15 protein-coding genes are annotated in these 15230 nt (G+C 65.1%); 12 read left to right on the top strand and 3 right to left on the bottom strand.

Annotated elements, in window-relative coordinates; all coding sequences use genetic code 11:
• The first annotated feature begins 28 nt into the window (after positions 1-28).
• The 6 genes from bamA to lpxB all read left to right on the top strand — a co-directional run bounded on the left by bamA (position 29) and on the right by lpxB (position 6263).
• Positions 29-2281: an outer membrane protein assembly factor BamA gene (gene bamA, locus ACP15K_RS03420; protein WP_424989819.1), complete on the top strand. Its 2253-nt coding sequence runs from the start codon at positions 29-31 to the stop codon at positions 2279-2281.
• Positions 2282-2357: 76 nt separating this feature from the next.
• A complete protein-coding gene (locus ACP15K_RS03415) occupies positions 2358-2927 on the top strand; it encodes an OmpH family outer membrane protein (RefSeq protein WP_424989818.1) in 570 nt (189 codons plus the stop codon).
• Positions 2928-2999: 72 nt separating this feature from the next.
• Complete coding sequence (fabZ, locus tag ACP15K_RS03410) at positions 3000-3461, top strand: 3-hydroxyacyl-ACP dehydratase FabZ (protein WP_424989817.1); 462 nt, start codon at positions 3000-3002, stop codon at positions 3459-3461.
• A gap of 4 nt (positions 3462-3465) precedes the next feature.
• Positions 3466-4263, top strand: a complete 798-nt coding sequence (gene lpxA, locus ACP15K_RS03405; RefSeq protein ID WP_424989816.1) for an acyl-ACP--UDP-N-acetylglucosamine O-acyltransferase — start codon at positions 3466-3468, stop codon at positions 4261-4263.
• 21 nt (positions 4264-4284) lie between these two features.
• Positions 4285-5112 (top strand): LpxI family protein, encoded by an 828-nt coding sequence (locus ACP15K_RS03400; protein ID WP_424989815.1) that lies wholly within the window; start codon positions 4285-4287, stop codon positions 5110-5112.
• Positions 5109-6263, top strand: coding sequence for a lipid-A-disaccharide synthase (lpxB, locus tag ACP15K_RS03395; RefSeq protein WP_319022437.1), 1155 nt, complete (start codon positions 5109-5111; stop codon positions 6261-6263). Before ACP15K_RS03400 ends, lpxB begins: the two co-directional genes overlap by 4 nt.
• A gap of 156 nt (positions 6264-6419) precedes the next feature.
• Here the strand turns inward: lpxB and mnmA are convergent, their stop codons facing one another.
• Positions 6420-7553 carry a tRNA 2-thiouridine(34) synthase MnmA gene (mnmA, locus tag ACP15K_RS03390; protein ID WP_424989814.1) on the bottom strand — a complete coding sequence of 378 codons (1134 nt, stop codon included), beginning with the start codon at positions 7551-7553 and terminating at the stop codon, positions 6420-6422.
• 135 nt (positions 7554-7688) lie between these two features.
• Between mnmA and ACP15K_RS03385 the strand changes: the two genes are divergently transcribed.
• From ACP15K_RS03385 to ACP15K_RS03365, 5 genes are all read left to right on the top strand, one after another.
• Positions 7689-7967: a DUF1153 domain-containing protein gene (locus ACP15K_RS03385; RefSeq protein ID WP_193140716.1), complete on the top strand. Its 279-nt coding sequence runs from the start codon at positions 7689-7691 to the stop codon at positions 7965-7967.
• Positions 7968-8060: 93 nt separating this feature from the next.
• On the top strand, positions 8061-8768 hold the full coding sequence (gene ctrA / locus ACP15K_RS03380) for a response regulator transcription factor CtrA (protein ID WP_193140717.1): 708 nt from the start codon (positions 8061-8063) through the stop codon (positions 8766-8768).
• Between the two features lie 74 nt (positions 8769-8842).
• The gene (gene ligA / locus ACP15K_RS03375; RefSeq protein WP_424989813.1) at positions 8843-10957 is read left to right on the top strand and encodes an NAD-dependent DNA ligase LigA; all 2115 of its coding nucleotides are present in this window, start codon (positions 8843-8845) and stop codon (positions 10955-10957) included.
• Positions 10954-13044, top strand: coding sequence for an ATP-dependent DNA helicase RecG (gene recG, locus ACP15K_RS03370; protein ID WP_424989812.1), 2091 nt, complete (start codon positions 10954-10956; stop codon positions 13042-13044). The genes ligA and recG overlap by 4 nt, the downstream gene beginning before the upstream one ends.
• A 151-nt stretch (positions 13045-13195) precedes the next feature.
• On the top strand, positions 13196-13327 hold the full coding sequence (locus tag ACP15K_RS03365; RefSeq protein ID WP_264299174.1) for a hypothetical protein: 132 nt from the start codon (positions 13196-13198) through the stop codon (positions 13325-13327).
• A gap of 158 nt (positions 13328-13485) precedes the next feature.
• On the opposite strand, the gene ACP15K_RS03360 is transcribed toward ACP15K_RS03365, so the two are convergent.
• Entirely contained in the window at positions 13486-13935 is a 450-nt protein-coding gene (locus ACP15K_RS03360) for an iron-sulfur cluster assembly scaffold protein (RefSeq protein WP_424989811.1), read from the bottom strand.
• A gap of 67 nt (positions 13936-14002) precedes the next feature.
• On the opposite strand from ACP15K_RS03360, the gene hisI reads away from it, so the two are divergent.
• Complete coding sequence (hisI, locus tag ACP15K_RS03355) at positions 14003-14362, top strand: phosphoribosyl-AMP cyclohydrolase (protein ID WP_193140721.1); 360 nt, start codon at positions 14003-14005, stop codon at positions 14360-14362.
• On the opposite strand, the gene gluQRS is transcribed toward hisI, so the two are convergent.
• Positions 14359-15207, bottom strand: coding sequence for a tRNA glutamyl-Q(34) synthetase GluQRS (gene gluQRS, locus ACP15K_RS03350; RefSeq protein ID WP_424989810.1), 849 nt, complete (start codon positions 15205-15207; stop codon positions 14359-14361). The genes hisI and gluQRS overlap by 4 nt on opposite strands.
• Positions 15208-15230 lie beyond the last annotated feature (23 nt).

The raw sequence follows: 15230 nt of genomic DNA, 5'->3' as shown, positions 1-15230 counted from the left end.
GCGTAGACAAGTGGTGTGGGTCGCCGTAATGGCGATCACGATGCTCTGCCTGATCGGCAACGGGGCGGTGCTGGCGCAATCTTCGTATGGCGCGATCCGGGTCGAAGGCAATCAGCGGATCGATGATTCGACAGTTCTGACCTATGCCGGGATCGAACAGGGCCAGCGGGTCACCACGGGCCAGATCAACGATGCGAAGCAGCGGATTCTCGGCTCGGGCCTGTTCGAGGCCGTCGAGATCGAGGCCGGGCGCAATACCCTGACCTTCATCGTCACCGAGTTCCCGACCATCAACCAGATCAGCATCGAGGGCAATCGCCGGCTGAACGACGACATCCTGCAGGCCCTGCTGTCGTCGCAACCACGCCGGGTCTACAGCCCGACGATCGCCGCTGCCGATGCCCGGGCCATCACCGACGCCTATTTCCAGGCCGGCCGTTTTGCCGCCACGGTGACCCCCAAGATCATCCCGCGCAGCCAGAACCGCGTCGATCTGGTCTTCGAAGTGACCGAGGGCGCCGTGGTCGAGGTCGAGCGCATCAGCTTTGTCGGCAACCGCAGCTATTCGGACCGCCGTTTGCGTCAGGCGCTGAGCACCAAGCAGGCCGGGCTGTTTCGCCAGCTTGTGCGCCGCGACACCTATATCGACGACCGCATCCAGTTCGACCGCCAGGTGCTGACCGATTTCTACCGGTCGCGCGGCTTCGTCGATTTCCGGGTGCTGTCCGTCACCCCCGAATTCTCGCGCGAGCGGGATGCGTTCTTCCTGACCTTTAACGTCGAGGAAGGCCAGAAGTTCAAGATCGGTACCGTGGATCTGTCTACCGACGTGCCGGGCCTGGATCTGGCGCTGTTCGACCGCGCGATCAAGATCCGCAAGGGCCAGACCTATTCGCCGGCGCGGCTGGACGACACCATCGCCCGGCTGGAGCGTCGCGCGATCGAGGAGGGCATCGATTTCATCCGTGCCGATCCGGTGATCGACCGCGATGATGCCAACCTGACCCTGAACCTGACCTTCAACCTGACCCGCGGCCCGCGCATCTTCGTGGAGCGCATCGACATCGAAGGCAACTCCACCACGCTGGACCGGGTGATCCGCAGCCAGTTCCGCATCGTCGAGGGCGACCCGTTCAACCCGCGCGAGATCCGCGAAAGCGCCGAGCGTATCCGGGCTCTGGGGTTCTTCACCTTGGCGGATGTCAACGCCCGCGAAGGCACCGCCCCGGACCGGGTGATCGTCGATGTGAATGTCGAGGAACAGCCGACCGGGTCGTTGCAACTGGGCGCAAATTTCTCGCTGGAGGACGGCGTCGGGCTGGTATTCGGCCTGAGCGAACGCAACTTCCTGGGGCGCGGCCAGCAGCTTGATTTCAGCATCGCGGGTGGGGTCGACAACGTGGATTCGCAACTGCGCTTTATCGAACCGGCCCTGCTGGGACGCAATGTCACCGGTGTCTTCGACATCTACTATCAGGCGACAGAGCAATACAGCGCCTTCTTCAACACCACCAGTCTTGGGTTCGAGCCGTCGATCAGCTTCCCGATCAGCGACAACGGTCGTCTTGAGCTGAACTATCGCCTGTCCGACGATGATGTTTCGCAGGTCAGCGACGAAAGTTCGATCATCATCCAGAACGAGGCGGGTGCCCTGACCACCAGTGCCCTTGGCTACGCGTACAACTTCAACTCGCGCCGGACCAGCCTGGACCCGAACACCCGCTACGGGTTCGAGTTCCGGCAGAATTTCGCCGGGCTGGGCGGGCAGACCAATTTCGTCGAAACCATCGTTACCGCCGACTATGGCACCAAGGTGTTCAACGAGGATATCGGACTGACCGCCAACTTCATCGGACAGGCGCTGAACTTCTTCGACGGCTCCAGCCGGGTTATTGATCGCTATCGCGGCGGCGGCACGGTGCGGGGCTTCAAGCGGAACGGTCTTGGTCCGCGTGACACCACGGCCATCAACGAGGATGCCCTGGGCGGCAACTTTGCCTTCGGGGTCAGCCTGGAAGCCGACTTCCCGCTGGGCCTGCCCGAAGAATACGGCATCCGCGGCGGCTTCTTCTACGACTTTGGCTCGATCTGGGGGCTGGACATCACCCAGGGAACAAACGGCACGGTGGACGATGCCTTCCATCTGCGCCAGGTGATCGGCGCGACAGTGTTCTGGGAAACGCCGATCGGCCCGCTGCGGTTCGACTTTACCCGCGCGATCGAGAAGGAAGACTATGACGAAGTGCGGAACTTCAACTTCACGGTCTCGACCCGTTTCTGATCTTTGGCGAGGACCTGCGGCCCTTCTGGCCCTGGCGCTGACGGCGGCTTGGCCGGCGGTGGCCCAGCAGGCCGTGGTGACGAATGCTCCGATCGCCAGCCTGCCGGTGGCAACGCTGGATCAGGATGCGATCTTCCTGCGCTCGCTTTTCGGGATTCGGGTGCAGCAGGAGTTGGGGGCCGAGCGCACCACGCTGGAGGCCGAGAATCGCCGGATCGAAGCCGAACTGATCGCCGAAGAACTGGCCCTGACCGAAGAGCGCAGCCTGCTGGATGCCGCGACTTTCGCGCAAAAGGCCGATGCCTTCGATGCGCGGGTTCAGAAGATCCGGCAGGAACAGGATCGCAAGGCGCTGGCGCTGCAGCGGAAGTTCGAACAGGAACGCCAGCGCTTCCTGTCGCTGATCGGCCCGGCCCTGATCGAGGTTCTGCGCGCCGCCGGGGCGTCGGTCCTGCTGGATCGCGATGCGGTGATCTTCGCCGTGGAGGGCGTGGACATTACCGAACGGGCCATCGCCACCATCGACGAACTGGTCGGGTCCGGGTCCGTGGCCGTGGCCGATCCCGAGGCGGACAACGATCCGGTCCCCGACGACCCCGCGACGGCCCCGGATGCTACCCCGACCACGGACCCGGACGCACAATAGCGCCCTGCGCTTGTTTCCGGCCCCGTCAGTTGCTACCCAAACGCAGGCAATGACTGCAAATCGGATGCGAGCATGAGCGACACGATCCCTACCACGGCTGATATCGACCTCATTCAACGGGCGATCCCGCATCGCTACCCCTTCCTTTTCCTGGACAAGGTCAAGGATATCGTCCCGTCGAAAAGCGCCGTGGGCGTCAAATGCGTGTCGATGAACGAACCGCAGTTCCAGGGCCATTTCCCGGGCCTTCCGGTGTTTCCCGGCGTGCTGATCATCGAGGCGCTGGCCCAGACCTCGGCGGTGATGGTTTCGCTCTCGCTGGAACTGGTGGACAGCGGCGCGGTCGTCTACTTCATGGGCGTCGACAAGTGCAAGTTCCGCCGCAAGGTGGTCCCGGGCGACATCCTTGAGTTGCGCGTCGATGCCCTGCGCGGCGGCGGCAAGGTGTGGAAATTCGCCGGGAAGGCGACTGTGGATGGCGAGGTTGCCGCGGAATGCGAATTCACCGCCATGATCGACCGGCGCGGAGCCTGAGCCGGTGAGCATCGCGCCCACGGCCAGTATCCACCCCTCCTCGGTGATCGAACCCGGTGCCATGATTGGCGACCGGGTCGAGATCGGCCCGTTCTGCGTGGTCGGCGCCGAGGTGTCGCTGGCAGCGGACGTGGTTCTGAAAAGCCATGTGGTGGTGACCGGGCGCACCGAGGTCGGCGAGGCCACGATCCTGTTTCCCGGCGCGGTGATCGGCGAGATCCCCCAGGATCTGAAGTTCAAGGGGGAAAGAACCCGGTTGGTGGTGGGCAAGCGCAACCGCATCCGCGAAGGCGCCACCATGAACACCGGCACCGAGGGCGGCGGCGGCATCACCAGCGTCGGCGACGACTGCCTGTTCATGACCGGTGCCCATGTGGGCCACGACGTGCAGGTGGGCAACCGGGTGATCCTGGCCAACCAGGCAGCCCTGGCCGGCCATTGCGTCATTGCCGACGATGTCATCATCGGCGGCCTGTCCGGCATCCATCAGTTCGTCCGCATCGGTCGGGGCGCCATCATCGGCGCGGTGACCATGGTGACCAACGACGTGATGCCCTACGGACTTGTGCAAGGCCCGCGTGGCGAGTTGGACGGGCTGAACCTCGTCGGCCTCAAGCGCAAGGGCGTGAACCGCTCGGACATCACCGCCCTGCGCGCCGCGTTCCAGATGCTGGCGCAGGGTGAGGGCGCTTTCATGGAGCGCGTGACGCGGCTGGGACAGGAAACCACCAGCCCCTATGTGCAGGAAATCGTGGCCTTCTTGCAGTCGGACTCCGACCGCCACTTCCTGACTCCGAAATAACCGATGGCCGGTCCCGTTGGAATGATCGCAGGACGCGGAGTGTTGCCGGTCCACCTGGCCCGCACCCTGCGCGCGCGCGGGCGCGAGGTGATTCTTGCCGAGATGGAAGGATTTCCCGCCGACAATCCCGACGGGCTGGACCTGATCCCGTTCCGGGTGGAAAAGCTGGGCGCGCTGTTCAAGGCGCTGCGCAAGGCCGGGGTGCAGGACCTGGTCTTCGCAGGCGTCGTGGGGCGTCCGCGGATCGATGCGCGCAAGTTCGACCTGAAAACCATGGCTCTGGCCCCGAAATTCGTTTCGGCCATCAAGGGCGGCGATGACGGGTTGCTGCGCACGGTGCTGGGTATTTTCGAAGGCGAGGGGTTCACGATTCGCGCGGCGCATGACCTCGCCCCGGACCTGCTGCCCGAACCCGGCGTCCTGACGGCGGCCCAACCGTCGGACCGCGACCGCAAGGATGCCGCCCGCGCGGCCCGTATCGTGTCGGTGATGGCGGCGGTGGACGTGGGGCAGGGGGCCGTGGTGGCCCAGGGTCAGGCCCTGGCGATCGAAGCCGCGCCCGGAACCGACCGGATGCTGGCCCATGTGGCCCAGATCGCCGACGCCTGCCGCCCCAACCCCGACGGCGCGCGTGGCGTGTTGTTCAAGGGGCCGAAGCCGGGGCAGGATCGCCGCATCGATCTGCCGGTGATCGGCGTCGATACCGTCGCCCGCGTGGCCGAGGCGGGCCTGGCCGGGATCGTGGTCGAAGCCGAGGGCGTCATGGTTCTGGACCGCGACGAGGTGGTCCGCCGCGCCGATGCCGCGGGCCTGTTCCTGTGGGTGCGCCCGGCCGGAGACAGCAGGTGACGCGACTGTTCGTGATCGCGGGCGAAGCCTCTGGCGACAATCTCGGCGCATCCCTGCTGGCAGGCCTGAAGGAACTGGAGCCCGACATCTCGTTCCAGGGCATTGCTGGCCCGGCCATGCAGGCGCAAGGCATGGACAGCCTGTTTCCGATGCAGGAACTGTCGGTCATGGGGCTGGCCGAGATCCTGCCGAAGTACCGGCATCTGAAACGCCGCATCGCCCAGACCGCCGAAGCCGTGTTGGCGGCCAGACCCGATGCGCTGGTCACCATCGACAGTCCGGACTTCTGTCTGCGGGTGGCCAGGATCGTGCGCGCTGCTGACCCGGGTATCCGCATCGTCCATTATGTTGCACCCTCGGTCTGGGCCTGGCGGCCCAGGCGCGCGCAAAAAATGGCCGCCCATGTGGATCAGGTGCTGGCCCTTCTGCCCTTCGAGCCGCCCTATATGGAGGCCGTGGGCCTGCGTTGCGACTTCGTCGGGCACCCGGTTGTCACCCAGCCACAGGCCGGCCCGGCCGAGGTTGCAGCCCTGCGCCAACGCCTTGGCATTGCTGAATCCGCGCCGCTGGTACTGGCCCTGCCGGGGTCACGAAAGGGCGAGGTCACGCGCCTGATCCCGCGCTTCGGCGCCGCCCTGACATTGCTGAAGGACCGCCATCCCAACCTGCAGGTTCTGCTGCCCGCAGCCCCGCATGTGGCTGATCTGGTTCGGCAATTGACGGCCAACTGGCCACAGCCCCTGCATCTGCTGGACGGCGGGGACGGGCCGGAAAAGCGCGCCGCTTTCGCGGCCGCCGATGTCGCGCTGGCCGCCTCGGGCACGGTCTCTTTGGAATTGGCCGCCGCCGACACGCCCATGGTGATCGGCTACGACATGGCGTGGTTGACCATGAAGATCATGCAGCGCATGGCCCTGATCGACACGGTCACGCTGGTCAACATCATCACCGACAGCCGGGTGGTGCCCGAATTTCTGGGCGAAAACTGCCGGCCCGAACCGATGGCCCGTGCATTGGCCGACGTTATGGCCGATCCGACGGCCCAGCATCAGGCGGCCCGCCAGACCATGCAGGCCCTGGGCCGGGGCGGCGAGGCCCCCGGCCTGCGCGCCGCCCGCGCGGTTCTGGACGGCCTTGGCGCCGCGCGCTAGGGGCGTTGCCGCCCTGGAAGGATCCCGCGCTGCGTGAAAAACCGCCACGGCCTCCCCTGAAACGCAGGCCCGGACCGCTTGCGCAGCGCGCTCTTTCTTCTTGGAAAAATACTCCCGCCGGAGGCGTCCACCGCCCTCCAGACGAGGACCGTCCGATCACGCGCCGCGCCAGATCCAGCCGCCGCCCAGCACTCGTGTGGAGCCGCTGTCATAGAACACGCAAGCCTGTCCCGGACTGACCCCTTCTTCGGGCGTCAGCAGTTCCACCTCGGCGGTGGTGTCCCCGGTGGGCCGCAGGATCGCCTCGCGCGGCGGGCGGGTCGAGCGGATCTTGGTTGAGACATGCCATTCCGCCCGGCTGGTGAAGGGAGCGTCGCCCAGCCAGTTGATCTCGCGCACCGGCACGATGCGGGTGCTCAGCGCCTCTTTCGGGCCGACCACGACGCGGCGGCTGTCGGGATCCAGCCGCACGACATACAGCGGTTCGCTCAGACCGCCGATTCCCAGACCCCGGCGTTGACCGATGGTGTAGTGAATCACCCCCCGGTGCTGGGCCAGCACATTGCCGTCCATGTCGACGATTTCACCGGGATCGGCGGCCCCGGGCCGCAGTTTCTCGATCACGCTGGCGTAGTTGCCATCCGGCACGAAACAGATGTCCTGGCTGTCGGGCTTGCCCGCCACCGCCAGCCCGTATTTCGCCGCCAGCGCCCGTGTCGCATCCTTGGTTGGCAGGTGACCCAGCGGGAACCGCAGGTAGCTGAGCTGTTCCGGCGTGGTCGAGAACAGGAAATAGCTCTGATCCCGCGCCGCATCGACGGCCGCATGCAACTCGGGCCCATGTGGGCCAACCTTGCGCTGGATGTAATGGCCAGTGGCCATGCAATCGGCGTCCAGATCCTTGGCGGTTTCCAGAAGATCCTTGAACTTGACCCGCTCGTTGCAGCGGATGCAAGGCACCGGGGTCGCACCGCCCAGGTAGGCATCGGCGAATTCATCGATCACCGCTTCCTGGAAAATGTTCTCGTAATCAAGAACATAGTGCGGAAACCCCATTTCCTCGGCGACGCGGCGCGCATCGTGGATATCGCGCCCGGCGCAACAGGCACCCTTCTTGGCCAGGGCCGCGCCGTGATCGTAAAGCTGCAGCGTGACGCCCACCACGTCATACCCGTCCTCAGCCAGTTGCGCGGCCACGACAGAGCTGTCCACGCCGCCCGACATGGCCACGACCACGCGGGTCTCGGCCTCGGGTTTGGCAAAGCCAAGGGAATTCAGGGTCTGGGTCATATGTCCGACATCTCGATTTCACGGGAACAGGCGCCAAAATATAGGAAAAGTGTAAGGACAAACAAGAGGGCGATTTCAGAGCCCATTAATATGCCCCGCGCACCATCTCTCACGTGGTTAGTGAGGGAAAAAGTTATGTATCTCAAGAAAGTAGACGGTCCCCGTCTGGTCAAGCTGCCGGACGGATCTACCCTGTCGCGCGCCGATCTGCCGTCGGCCAGAACCCAGCGTTGGGTGGCGAGTCGCAAGGCAACGGTTGTCAAGGCGGTCAAATTCGGCCTTCTTACTCGGGACGAGGCCAAGTCTCGATACCATCTGTCCGACGACGAACTTGAAAGTTGGGCGATGGCCGTGGACCGGTTCGGCGAAGATGCTCTGAAGACCACAAGCTTGCAGAAATACAGACAAGTTTAGGGGTATCCGTCGGCGGGTCGGCGAAAGTAACGCGCAGTTAACGATACTTGGTCACGTTAACCGTATTACGGTAGCTGTTGCGGAGGGCTCAAAATGCGTGTGCTGCTGGTCGAGGATGACCCGACGATCTCGAAAAGCATCGAACTGATGCTGACCCATGCCAATCTGAACGTGTATTCCACGGATTTGGGGGAGGAAGGGGTCGATCTCGCGAAGCTGTACGATTACGACCTGATCCTTCTTGATCTGAACTTGCCGGACATGAACGGGCACGAGGTCTTGCGCCAGTTGCGCATGGCCAAGGTTGAAACGCCGATCCTGATCCTGTCGGGGGCAGACGATACCGAGAACAAGATCAAGGGGTTCGGCTTTGGTGCGGATGACTATCTGACCAAGCCGTTCCATCGCGAGGAACTGATCGCCCGCATCCATGCCATCGTGCGCCGGTCCAAGGGGCATTCGCATTCGCTGATCCGGACCGGGAAGATCACGGTCAATCTGGATGCCAAGACCGTTGCGGCGGGCGAAACCCCGGTGCATCTGACCGGCAAGGAATACCAGATGCTGGAGTTGCTTTCGCTGCGCAAGGGCACCACCCTGACCAAGGAGATGTTCCTCAACCATCTTTATGGGGGCATGGACGAGCCCGAGTTGAAGATCATCGACGTGTTCATCTGCAAGCTGCGCAAGAAGCTCAGCCAGGCCACCGGCGGCGACAACTACATCGAAACCGTCTGGGGCCGGGGCTATGTGCTGCGCGACCCCGAAACCGACGCGGCCACCCTTGCGCTTCAGGCGTAGGCCACGGTGACGGAGAGACTGGACCTCGGCTGATGAGGTGCCTATCACCTTGCCTGTAGCGCAGGGGGGGCAGCATGGCCGAGATCGACATCGACAAGCTGGATGAGGCAGCCGCCCGCGAAGAACTGGCGCGGCTGGCCGATGAACTGGCCCGCGCCAACGCCGCTTACCATACCCATGACGCGCCCGAGATTTCGGATGCCGACTATGACCGGCTCAAACGGCGCAACGCGGTTATTGAAGAGAAGTTTCCGCATCTCAAGCGTACCGACAGCCCTTCCGATCAGGTGGGGGCGCCGGTGGCGGAGGGCTTTGGCAAGACCGCCCATGCCCAGCGGATGCTGTCGCTGGGCAATGCGTTCGAGGACGAGGATGTTGCCGAATTCGTCAAATCCGTGCGCAAGTACCTTGGGCTGGGTGACGAAGCACAGCTGGCGTTGACGGCAGAACCCAAGATCGACGGGCTGTCGTTGTCCTTGCGCTATGAAGGTGGCCGGCTGATCAATGCGCTCACGCGCGGCGACGGGACCGTGGGTGAAAACGTGACCGCGAATGCCCGCACGATCGCCGATATTCCCACCGAAATCTCCGGTGCCCCCGAAGTGCTGGAGGTGCGCGGCGAAGTCTATATGAGCCACCAGGATTTCGCGGCCCTGAACCAGCGCCAGGCCGAGGCCGGAGACAAGACCTTCGCCAATCCGCGCAACGCCGCCGCCGGGTCGCTGCGCCAGCTGGATGCCCGCATCACCGCGGCCCGCCCGCTGCGTTTCTTCGCATACGGTTGGGGAGAACTCTCTGCCCCCTTGGCCGAGACCCAGTTCGAGGCGCTGGCGCAACTCAGCTCGCTCGGGTTCCAGATCAACCCGTTGACCCGCGTTTGCACCGACGTTGGCGCACTTCTGGAGCACTACCGACAGATCGAACACCAGCGCGCCGATCTGGGCTATGATATCGACGGGGTGGTCTACAAGGTGGACAGCCTTGCCTATCAGGGCCGGCTTGGCGTGCGCTCGACCACGCCGCGGTGGGCCATTGCCCACAAGTTTCCCGCCGAACTGGCCTGGACCCATCTGGAAAGGATCGAAATCCAGGTCGGCCGCACCGGGGCACTCAGCCCGGTGGCCCGGCTGACACCCGTCACAGTCGGCGGGGTCGTGGTCTCCAACGCCACACTGCACAACGAGGATTACATCGCCGGGCGGGGCGGGGATGGCCTGCCCATCCGCGACGGCAAGGACATTCGCGAAGGCGACTGGGTGCAGGTCTACCGCGCCGGGGACGTGATCCCCAAGGTCGCCGATGTGGATCTGTCGCGCCGCCCCAAGGATGCCGCGCCCTATGTCTTCCCGACCACCTGCCCGCGCTGCGGATCGGACGCGGTGCGCGAGGAGGGCGATGCCGTGCGCCGATGCACCGGCGGCCTGATCTGCCCCGCGCAGGCGGTCGAAAAGCTGAAACACTTCGTCTCCCGCGCGGCCTTCGACATCGAGGGTCTGGGCGCCAAGCAGGTCGAACAGTTTCACGCCGATGGCTGGATCGCCGAACCCGCCGACATATTCGCGCTGCAGGAGCGCTTTGGCAGCGGCCTGCAACAGGTGAAGAACCGCGAGGGTTGGGGCGAGAAATCGGCCACCAACCTTTTTGCCGCCATCGAGGAGAAACGCGAAATCCCGCTCGATCGCCTGATCTTCTCGCTTGGCATCCGCCACATCGGCGAGGCCGCCGCCAAGCTTCTGGCCCGCCACTTCGGCACCTGGGAGGCGCTGGCAGAAACCGCCGAGGCGGCGGCCGAGAACGCCGAGGCGATGGAGGACTTCCTGTCTATCGACGGCATCGGCGCGGTCATGGCCGACAGCCTGGTCACGACGCTGGGACAAGAGGCCGAGCGCGCCTCGATCAACCGGCTGATCGCACATCTGCGCATCCAGCCCGTGGCGGCACCGCAGACCGAAGGCTCGCCGCTGGCCGGCAAGACGGTGGTCTTCACCGGCAACCTGGAAACCATGACAAGGGCCGAAGCCAAGGCGCGGGCCGAGGCCATGGGCGCCAAGGTATCGGGGTCGGTGTCGAAGAAAACCGATCTGGTGGTCGCGGGACCGGGGGCCGGGTCGAAGGCGAAGAAAGCCGTCGATCTTGGCGTCGAGACCATCGACGAAGACGCCTGGCGCGCACTGATCGACGGCGCATGAGCGGACGGCCCCAAGCCCTGTTTCCGCTCTTTGCGGCGCTGACAACCCTGCCGGGGATCGGCCCAAAAACCGCGCAAGCGCTGGAGCAGGTGCAGATCACCAAACCGCGTGATCTGCTGTTCACCCTGCCCACCAGTTGTGTGGACCGTCGCCCGCGTGCCAGCGCCCAGGGCGTGCCGCAGGGTGCGGTGGTCACGGTCAGCGCCAAGGTGCTGGCGCACTATCCGCCCGCTCGCAAGGGCCGCCCCTATCGCGTGCTGGTCGAGGACGCGCAAACCACGATCACGCTGGTGTGGTTCCGGCCCAATCCGCGCTACCTGCAAGAGTTGCTGCCTGTGGGCGAGGCGCGGACGATCTCGGGCAAGCTGGAATTTTTCGACGGCCAGGCGCAGATCGCCCACCCGGATTATGTCCTGCCCGAGGCGGACGCGGCCAAGCTGCCAGAGTTTGAACCGGTTTACCCGTTGACCGCCGGGATCACCCAGAAAACCATGACCAAGGCCGCGCAAGGGGCGTTGGCGCTGTTGCCCGAGATGTCCGAATGGATCGACGGTCCGCTGCTGTCGTCCCGGAACTGGCCGGACTTCGCGGCAGCCCTGCACGCGGCACATCACCCTAAAAGCGGCGCCGATCTGGCTCCCTCGGCGCCAGCCCGCACCCGTCTGGCCTATGATGAACTCTTCGCGCATCAGTTGACCCTGGCGCTGGCCCGCGCGCACGCCCGCAAGCAGGCTGGACGAGAAAACCGCGCCACCGGCCAGTTGCAGGACAGGGTTCTGGCAAGCCTGCCCTACGCCCCCACCGGGGCCCAGACCCGTGCCATTGCCGAAATTCAGTCGGACATGGCTGCCCCGCACCGGATGAACCGGTTGCTTCAGGGCGATGTGGGCGCGGGCAAGACCCTTGTCGCTCTGATGGCCCTTCTGGCCGCGGTCGAGGCCGGCGGGCAGGGGGTGATGATGGCCCCGACCGAGATCCTTGCCCGTCAGCATGCCGCGGGCCTCGCCCCGCTGGTCGCGGCCGCCGGCGTGCGGATGGAGGTTCTGACCGGCCGCGACACCGGCACCGCCCGCGCGACAAAACTGGCGGCGCTGGCCGAGGGAAAAATCCAGATCCTCTGCGGCACCCATGCGGTGTTTCAACCCGATGTGGGCTTCGCCGACCTGCGTCTTGTCGTGATCGACGAACAGCACCGCTTTGGCGTCCGCCAGCGGCTGGAGTTGACCCGCAAGGGGCTGCGCCCGGATGTTCTGGTGATGACCGCGACGCCGATCCCCCGTTCGCTGGCGCTGACCCAATACGGCGATATGGATCTGTCGATCCTGAACGAGAAACCACCGGGCCGCACCCCGATCAAGACCGCGCTGATGGCGGCGGAGAAACTGGATTCAGTGGTCGATCACCTGCGCCAGGCCATCACCGAGGGCCGCCAGGCCTATTGGGTCTGCCCGCTGGTCGAGGAAAGCGAAACCCATCACGCCACCGCCGCCGAAGAGCGCTTCAAGGCGCTGCGTGCGCGCCTGGGCGACGGCAATGTCGGGCTTGTCCACGGCCAGATGCCGCCCGAGCGCAAGGATGCCGCCATGGCCGATTTCATCGCCGGCACCACGCGCGTTCTGGTGGCGACGACCGCGATCGAGGTTGGCGTGGATGTGCCTAACGCCTCGATCATGGTCATCGAAGGGGCCGAGCATTTCGGCCTCGCCCAGTTGCACCAGTTGCGCGGCCGGGTCGGGCGCGGCACCGAGAAATCCACCTGCCTGCTGCTTTACGACACCCCGCTGACCGACAGCGCCCGCCGCCGACTCACCCTGCTGCGTGATAGCGAAGACGGCTTTCGGCTGGCCGAGGAAGATCTTGCCATGCGCGGGGCCGGCGACATGATCGGCGTCGCGCAATCGGGCCTGCCCCGGTTCCGCGTGGCCGATCTGGACAGCCAGTCCGGCCTGATGGAAACCGCCCGCGACGATGCCCGCGCGCTGCTGGCCATTGATTCTACCCTCTCCTCGCCACGTGGCGCCGCCGCGCGTCACCTTCTGTGGCTGCTGGAACAGGATCAGGCGCTGGCGCTTTTGCGCGCGGGCTAACCCTTTCTTCTTGGACCAAATACTCCCGCCGGAGGCATGAAATCTGCCCGGTCCGATCTTCGTGTTCCGTTAAATGTTCCTAAAAAGTTCTTTACACGACTCGGAATGGAACATACCAAGAACATATCAGATGTGACCGGAGGGAACCCCGATGATCCAGGATGTCAGAACCGCGCTGAACCGCTCGTCTCAGACGCTTTGGAAAGATCTCGTCGGTGTTGCCGCTCTCGGTGTGACCTTTGTGTCGCTCCTCCACCTGCCGGCATTGCTTGCCACGTTCTGATCTGCCTGCGAGACCGGAAAATTCCATCCCCAATGGTCCGCCCGGTTCGGTCCTGCCCGTCCGAACCCGGCTCCGGTACCGCCCTTACTTACGCCGCCTCCCAGAGCCCGGGAGTGCGGCGTTTTCTTTTTTGGAACAGTCTGTTGCGGTGAAAAGTGTCAGGCGCTGACGGTCTTGCCGCTGGCCTCGATGGCTTGCAGCGCGGCATCAAGGCTCAGCAGGATCGAGGCATGGCGGTTGGTGTAGTCCCGCGCCGCCTTCAGCACTTCAAGCCCTGTAAAAGGCGCATCCGGGGCCGGGCCATTCTGCTTCAGCATGGCGGCCAGTTGCGCACGGGCCTTGGCGACCTGCGCGGGGGTGGTGCCCAGAATGCCCGCCCCCACAACCGAGGCCGCAGCCTGTCCCAGCGCGCAGGCCTTCACGTCCTGCGCGAACCGGCTGATCCGCCCGTCGTCCAGATCCAGATCGACCGTCACCACCGACCCGCACAGCGGCGCGCGCACCCTGGCCGTGCCCATGGGGGCTTCCAAGCGGCCCAGATGCGGTATGTCGGCGGCCAGCGCCAGAATGCGCTTGGAATAAAGATTGATCAGGTCGCTTTCGGCCATCGCGGCTTTTCTCCTCTGGACGTCCCGGATACATAGCCCCCCAGATCGCCCGCGCAAAGGACCCGTGATGAAATTCGACCCCGCAAGCCTGCGCTTCGATGCGCAGGGCCTGATCCCCGCCATTGCCCAGGACATCGACACGCGCGAAGTTCTGATGATGGCCTGGATGAATGAGGCCAGCATCCGGCGCACCCTTGAGGGCGGGCATGTCACCTATTGGTCGCGCTCGCGGCAGGCGTTCTGGGCCAAGGGCGAAAGTTCGGGCCATGTGCAGACCCTGGTCGAGATGCGCTTCGATTGCGACCGCGATTGCCTGCTGATGCTGGTCCGGCAGGAAGGCCCGGCCTGTCACACCAACCGCCGGACGTGTTTCTACACCGCCGTACGGGACGGGGCGGAAGTCGAACTGATGGGGCGGCTCGGCTAGAGCCCGACCATCCGCCGGATATCGGCGGGCGTCCGGCCCTCGGCGCGAAACAGCGCAATGGCACGGGCGTCGTCGCGCTTGGCCAGCCGTTTCCCGGCGGCGTCGCGGATCAGACGGTGATGGTGATAGACCGGGCGGGGCAGGCCCAGCAGGTCTTGCAGCACAAGATGAATCGCCGTGGCCTCGGCCAGATCCACGCCGCGCACCACATGGGTGATGCCCTGATCGGCGTCATCCACCACCACCGACAGGTGATAGGAGGTGCCCATGCCGCGCCGTGCCAGCACCACGTCGCCGACCTGGGTTGTCAGATGTTCGGCGGTAAAGCGGGTCGGACCTGCGTCGATGCCGGTCTCGCTAAAGCTCCAGTCCGACGCCCCCAGATACGCCAGTGCCGCGGCCATGTTCAGGCGCAGCACGGCGTCCTGCGGGCGTGGTCCCCGTGGCGGGTGCGCCGGGCGGCAGGTGCCGGGATAGACCGGGCCGTCGGGACCATAGGCGGGTGCGCCTTCCTGCGGGGCCGACAGCGCCTCGACGATGTCACGCCGGGTGCAGGTGCAGGGGTACAGCAGCCCGGCGTTCCACAGGCGGTCCAATGCCAGCGCATAGGCATCCATCCGGTCTGACTGCCGCATCACCGGCTCGGGCCAGTCCAGCTCCAGCCAGCGTAGATCGTCGTAGATCTGCGCCTCCCATTCAGGACGGGCGCGGCTTTGGTCGATGTCCTCGATCCGCAGCAGGAAGGTGCCGCCTTCGGTCCGCGCCAGATTATCGGCGACCAGCGCCGAAAACGCATGGCCCAGATGCAGCGGGCCGGTCGGAGAGGGGGCAAAACGCGTGCGCATGGGGCCTGATTACGCCGCCCCGC

This window comes from Fluviibacterium sp. S390 (assembly GCF_049800695.1).
In the GTDB taxonomy this organism is placed as follows: domain Bacteria; phylum Pseudomonadota; class Alphaproteobacteria; order Rhodobacterales; family Rhodobacteraceae; genus Meridianimarinicoccus.
This window is presented reverse-complemented; position numbering and strand designations above follow the sequence as displayed.

Bases quoted from the DNA above. Each gene is read 5' to 3' on its own strand.
- ACP15K_RS03360 (WP_424989811.1), bottom strand. From the start codon at position 13,935: ATGGCCGAAAGCGACCTGATCAATCTTTATTCCAAGCGCATTCTGGCG.
- ACP15K_RS03365 (WP_264299174.1), top strand. From the start codon at position 13,196: ATGATCCAGGATGTCAGAACCGCGCTGAACCGCTCGTCTCAGACGCTT.
- recG (WP_424989812.1), top strand. From the start codon at position 10,954: ATGAGCGGACGGCCCCAAGCCCTGTTTCCGCTCTTTGCGGCGCTGACA.
- mnmA (WP_424989814.1), bottom strand. From the start codon at position 7,553: ATGACCCAGACCCTGAATTCCCTTGGCTTTGCCAAACCCGAGGCCGAG.
- bamA (WP_424989819.1), top strand. From the start codon at position 29: ATGGCGATCACGATGCTCTGCCTGATCGGCAACGGGGCGGTGCTGGCG.
- gluQRS (WP_424989810.1), bottom strand. From the start codon at position 15,207: ATGCGCACGCGTTTTGCCCCCTCTCCGACCGGCCCGCTGCATCTGGGC.
- ctrA (WP_193140717.1), top strand. From the start codon at position 8,061: ATGCGTGTGCTGCTGGTCGAGGATGACCCGACGATCTCGAAAAGCATC.
- hisI (WP_193140721.1), top strand. From the start codon at position 14,003: ATGAAATTCGACCCCGCAAGCCTGCGCTTCGATGCGCAGGGCCTGATC.
- ACP15K_RS03385 (WP_193140716.1), top strand. From the start codon at position 7,689: ATGTATCTCAAGAAAGTAGACGGTCCCCGTCTGGTCAAGCTGCCGGAC.
- ACP15K_RS03400 (WP_424989815.1), top strand. From the start codon at position 4,285: ATGATCGCAGGACGCGGAGTGTTGCCGGTCCACCTGGCCCGCACCCTG.
- ligA (WP_424989813.1), top strand. From the start codon at position 8,843: ATGGCCGAGATCGACATCGACAAGCTGGATGAGGCAGCCGCCCGCGAA.
- fabZ (WP_424989817.1), top strand. From the start codon at position 3,000: ATGAGCGACACGATCCCTACCACGGCTGATATCGACCTCATTCAACGG.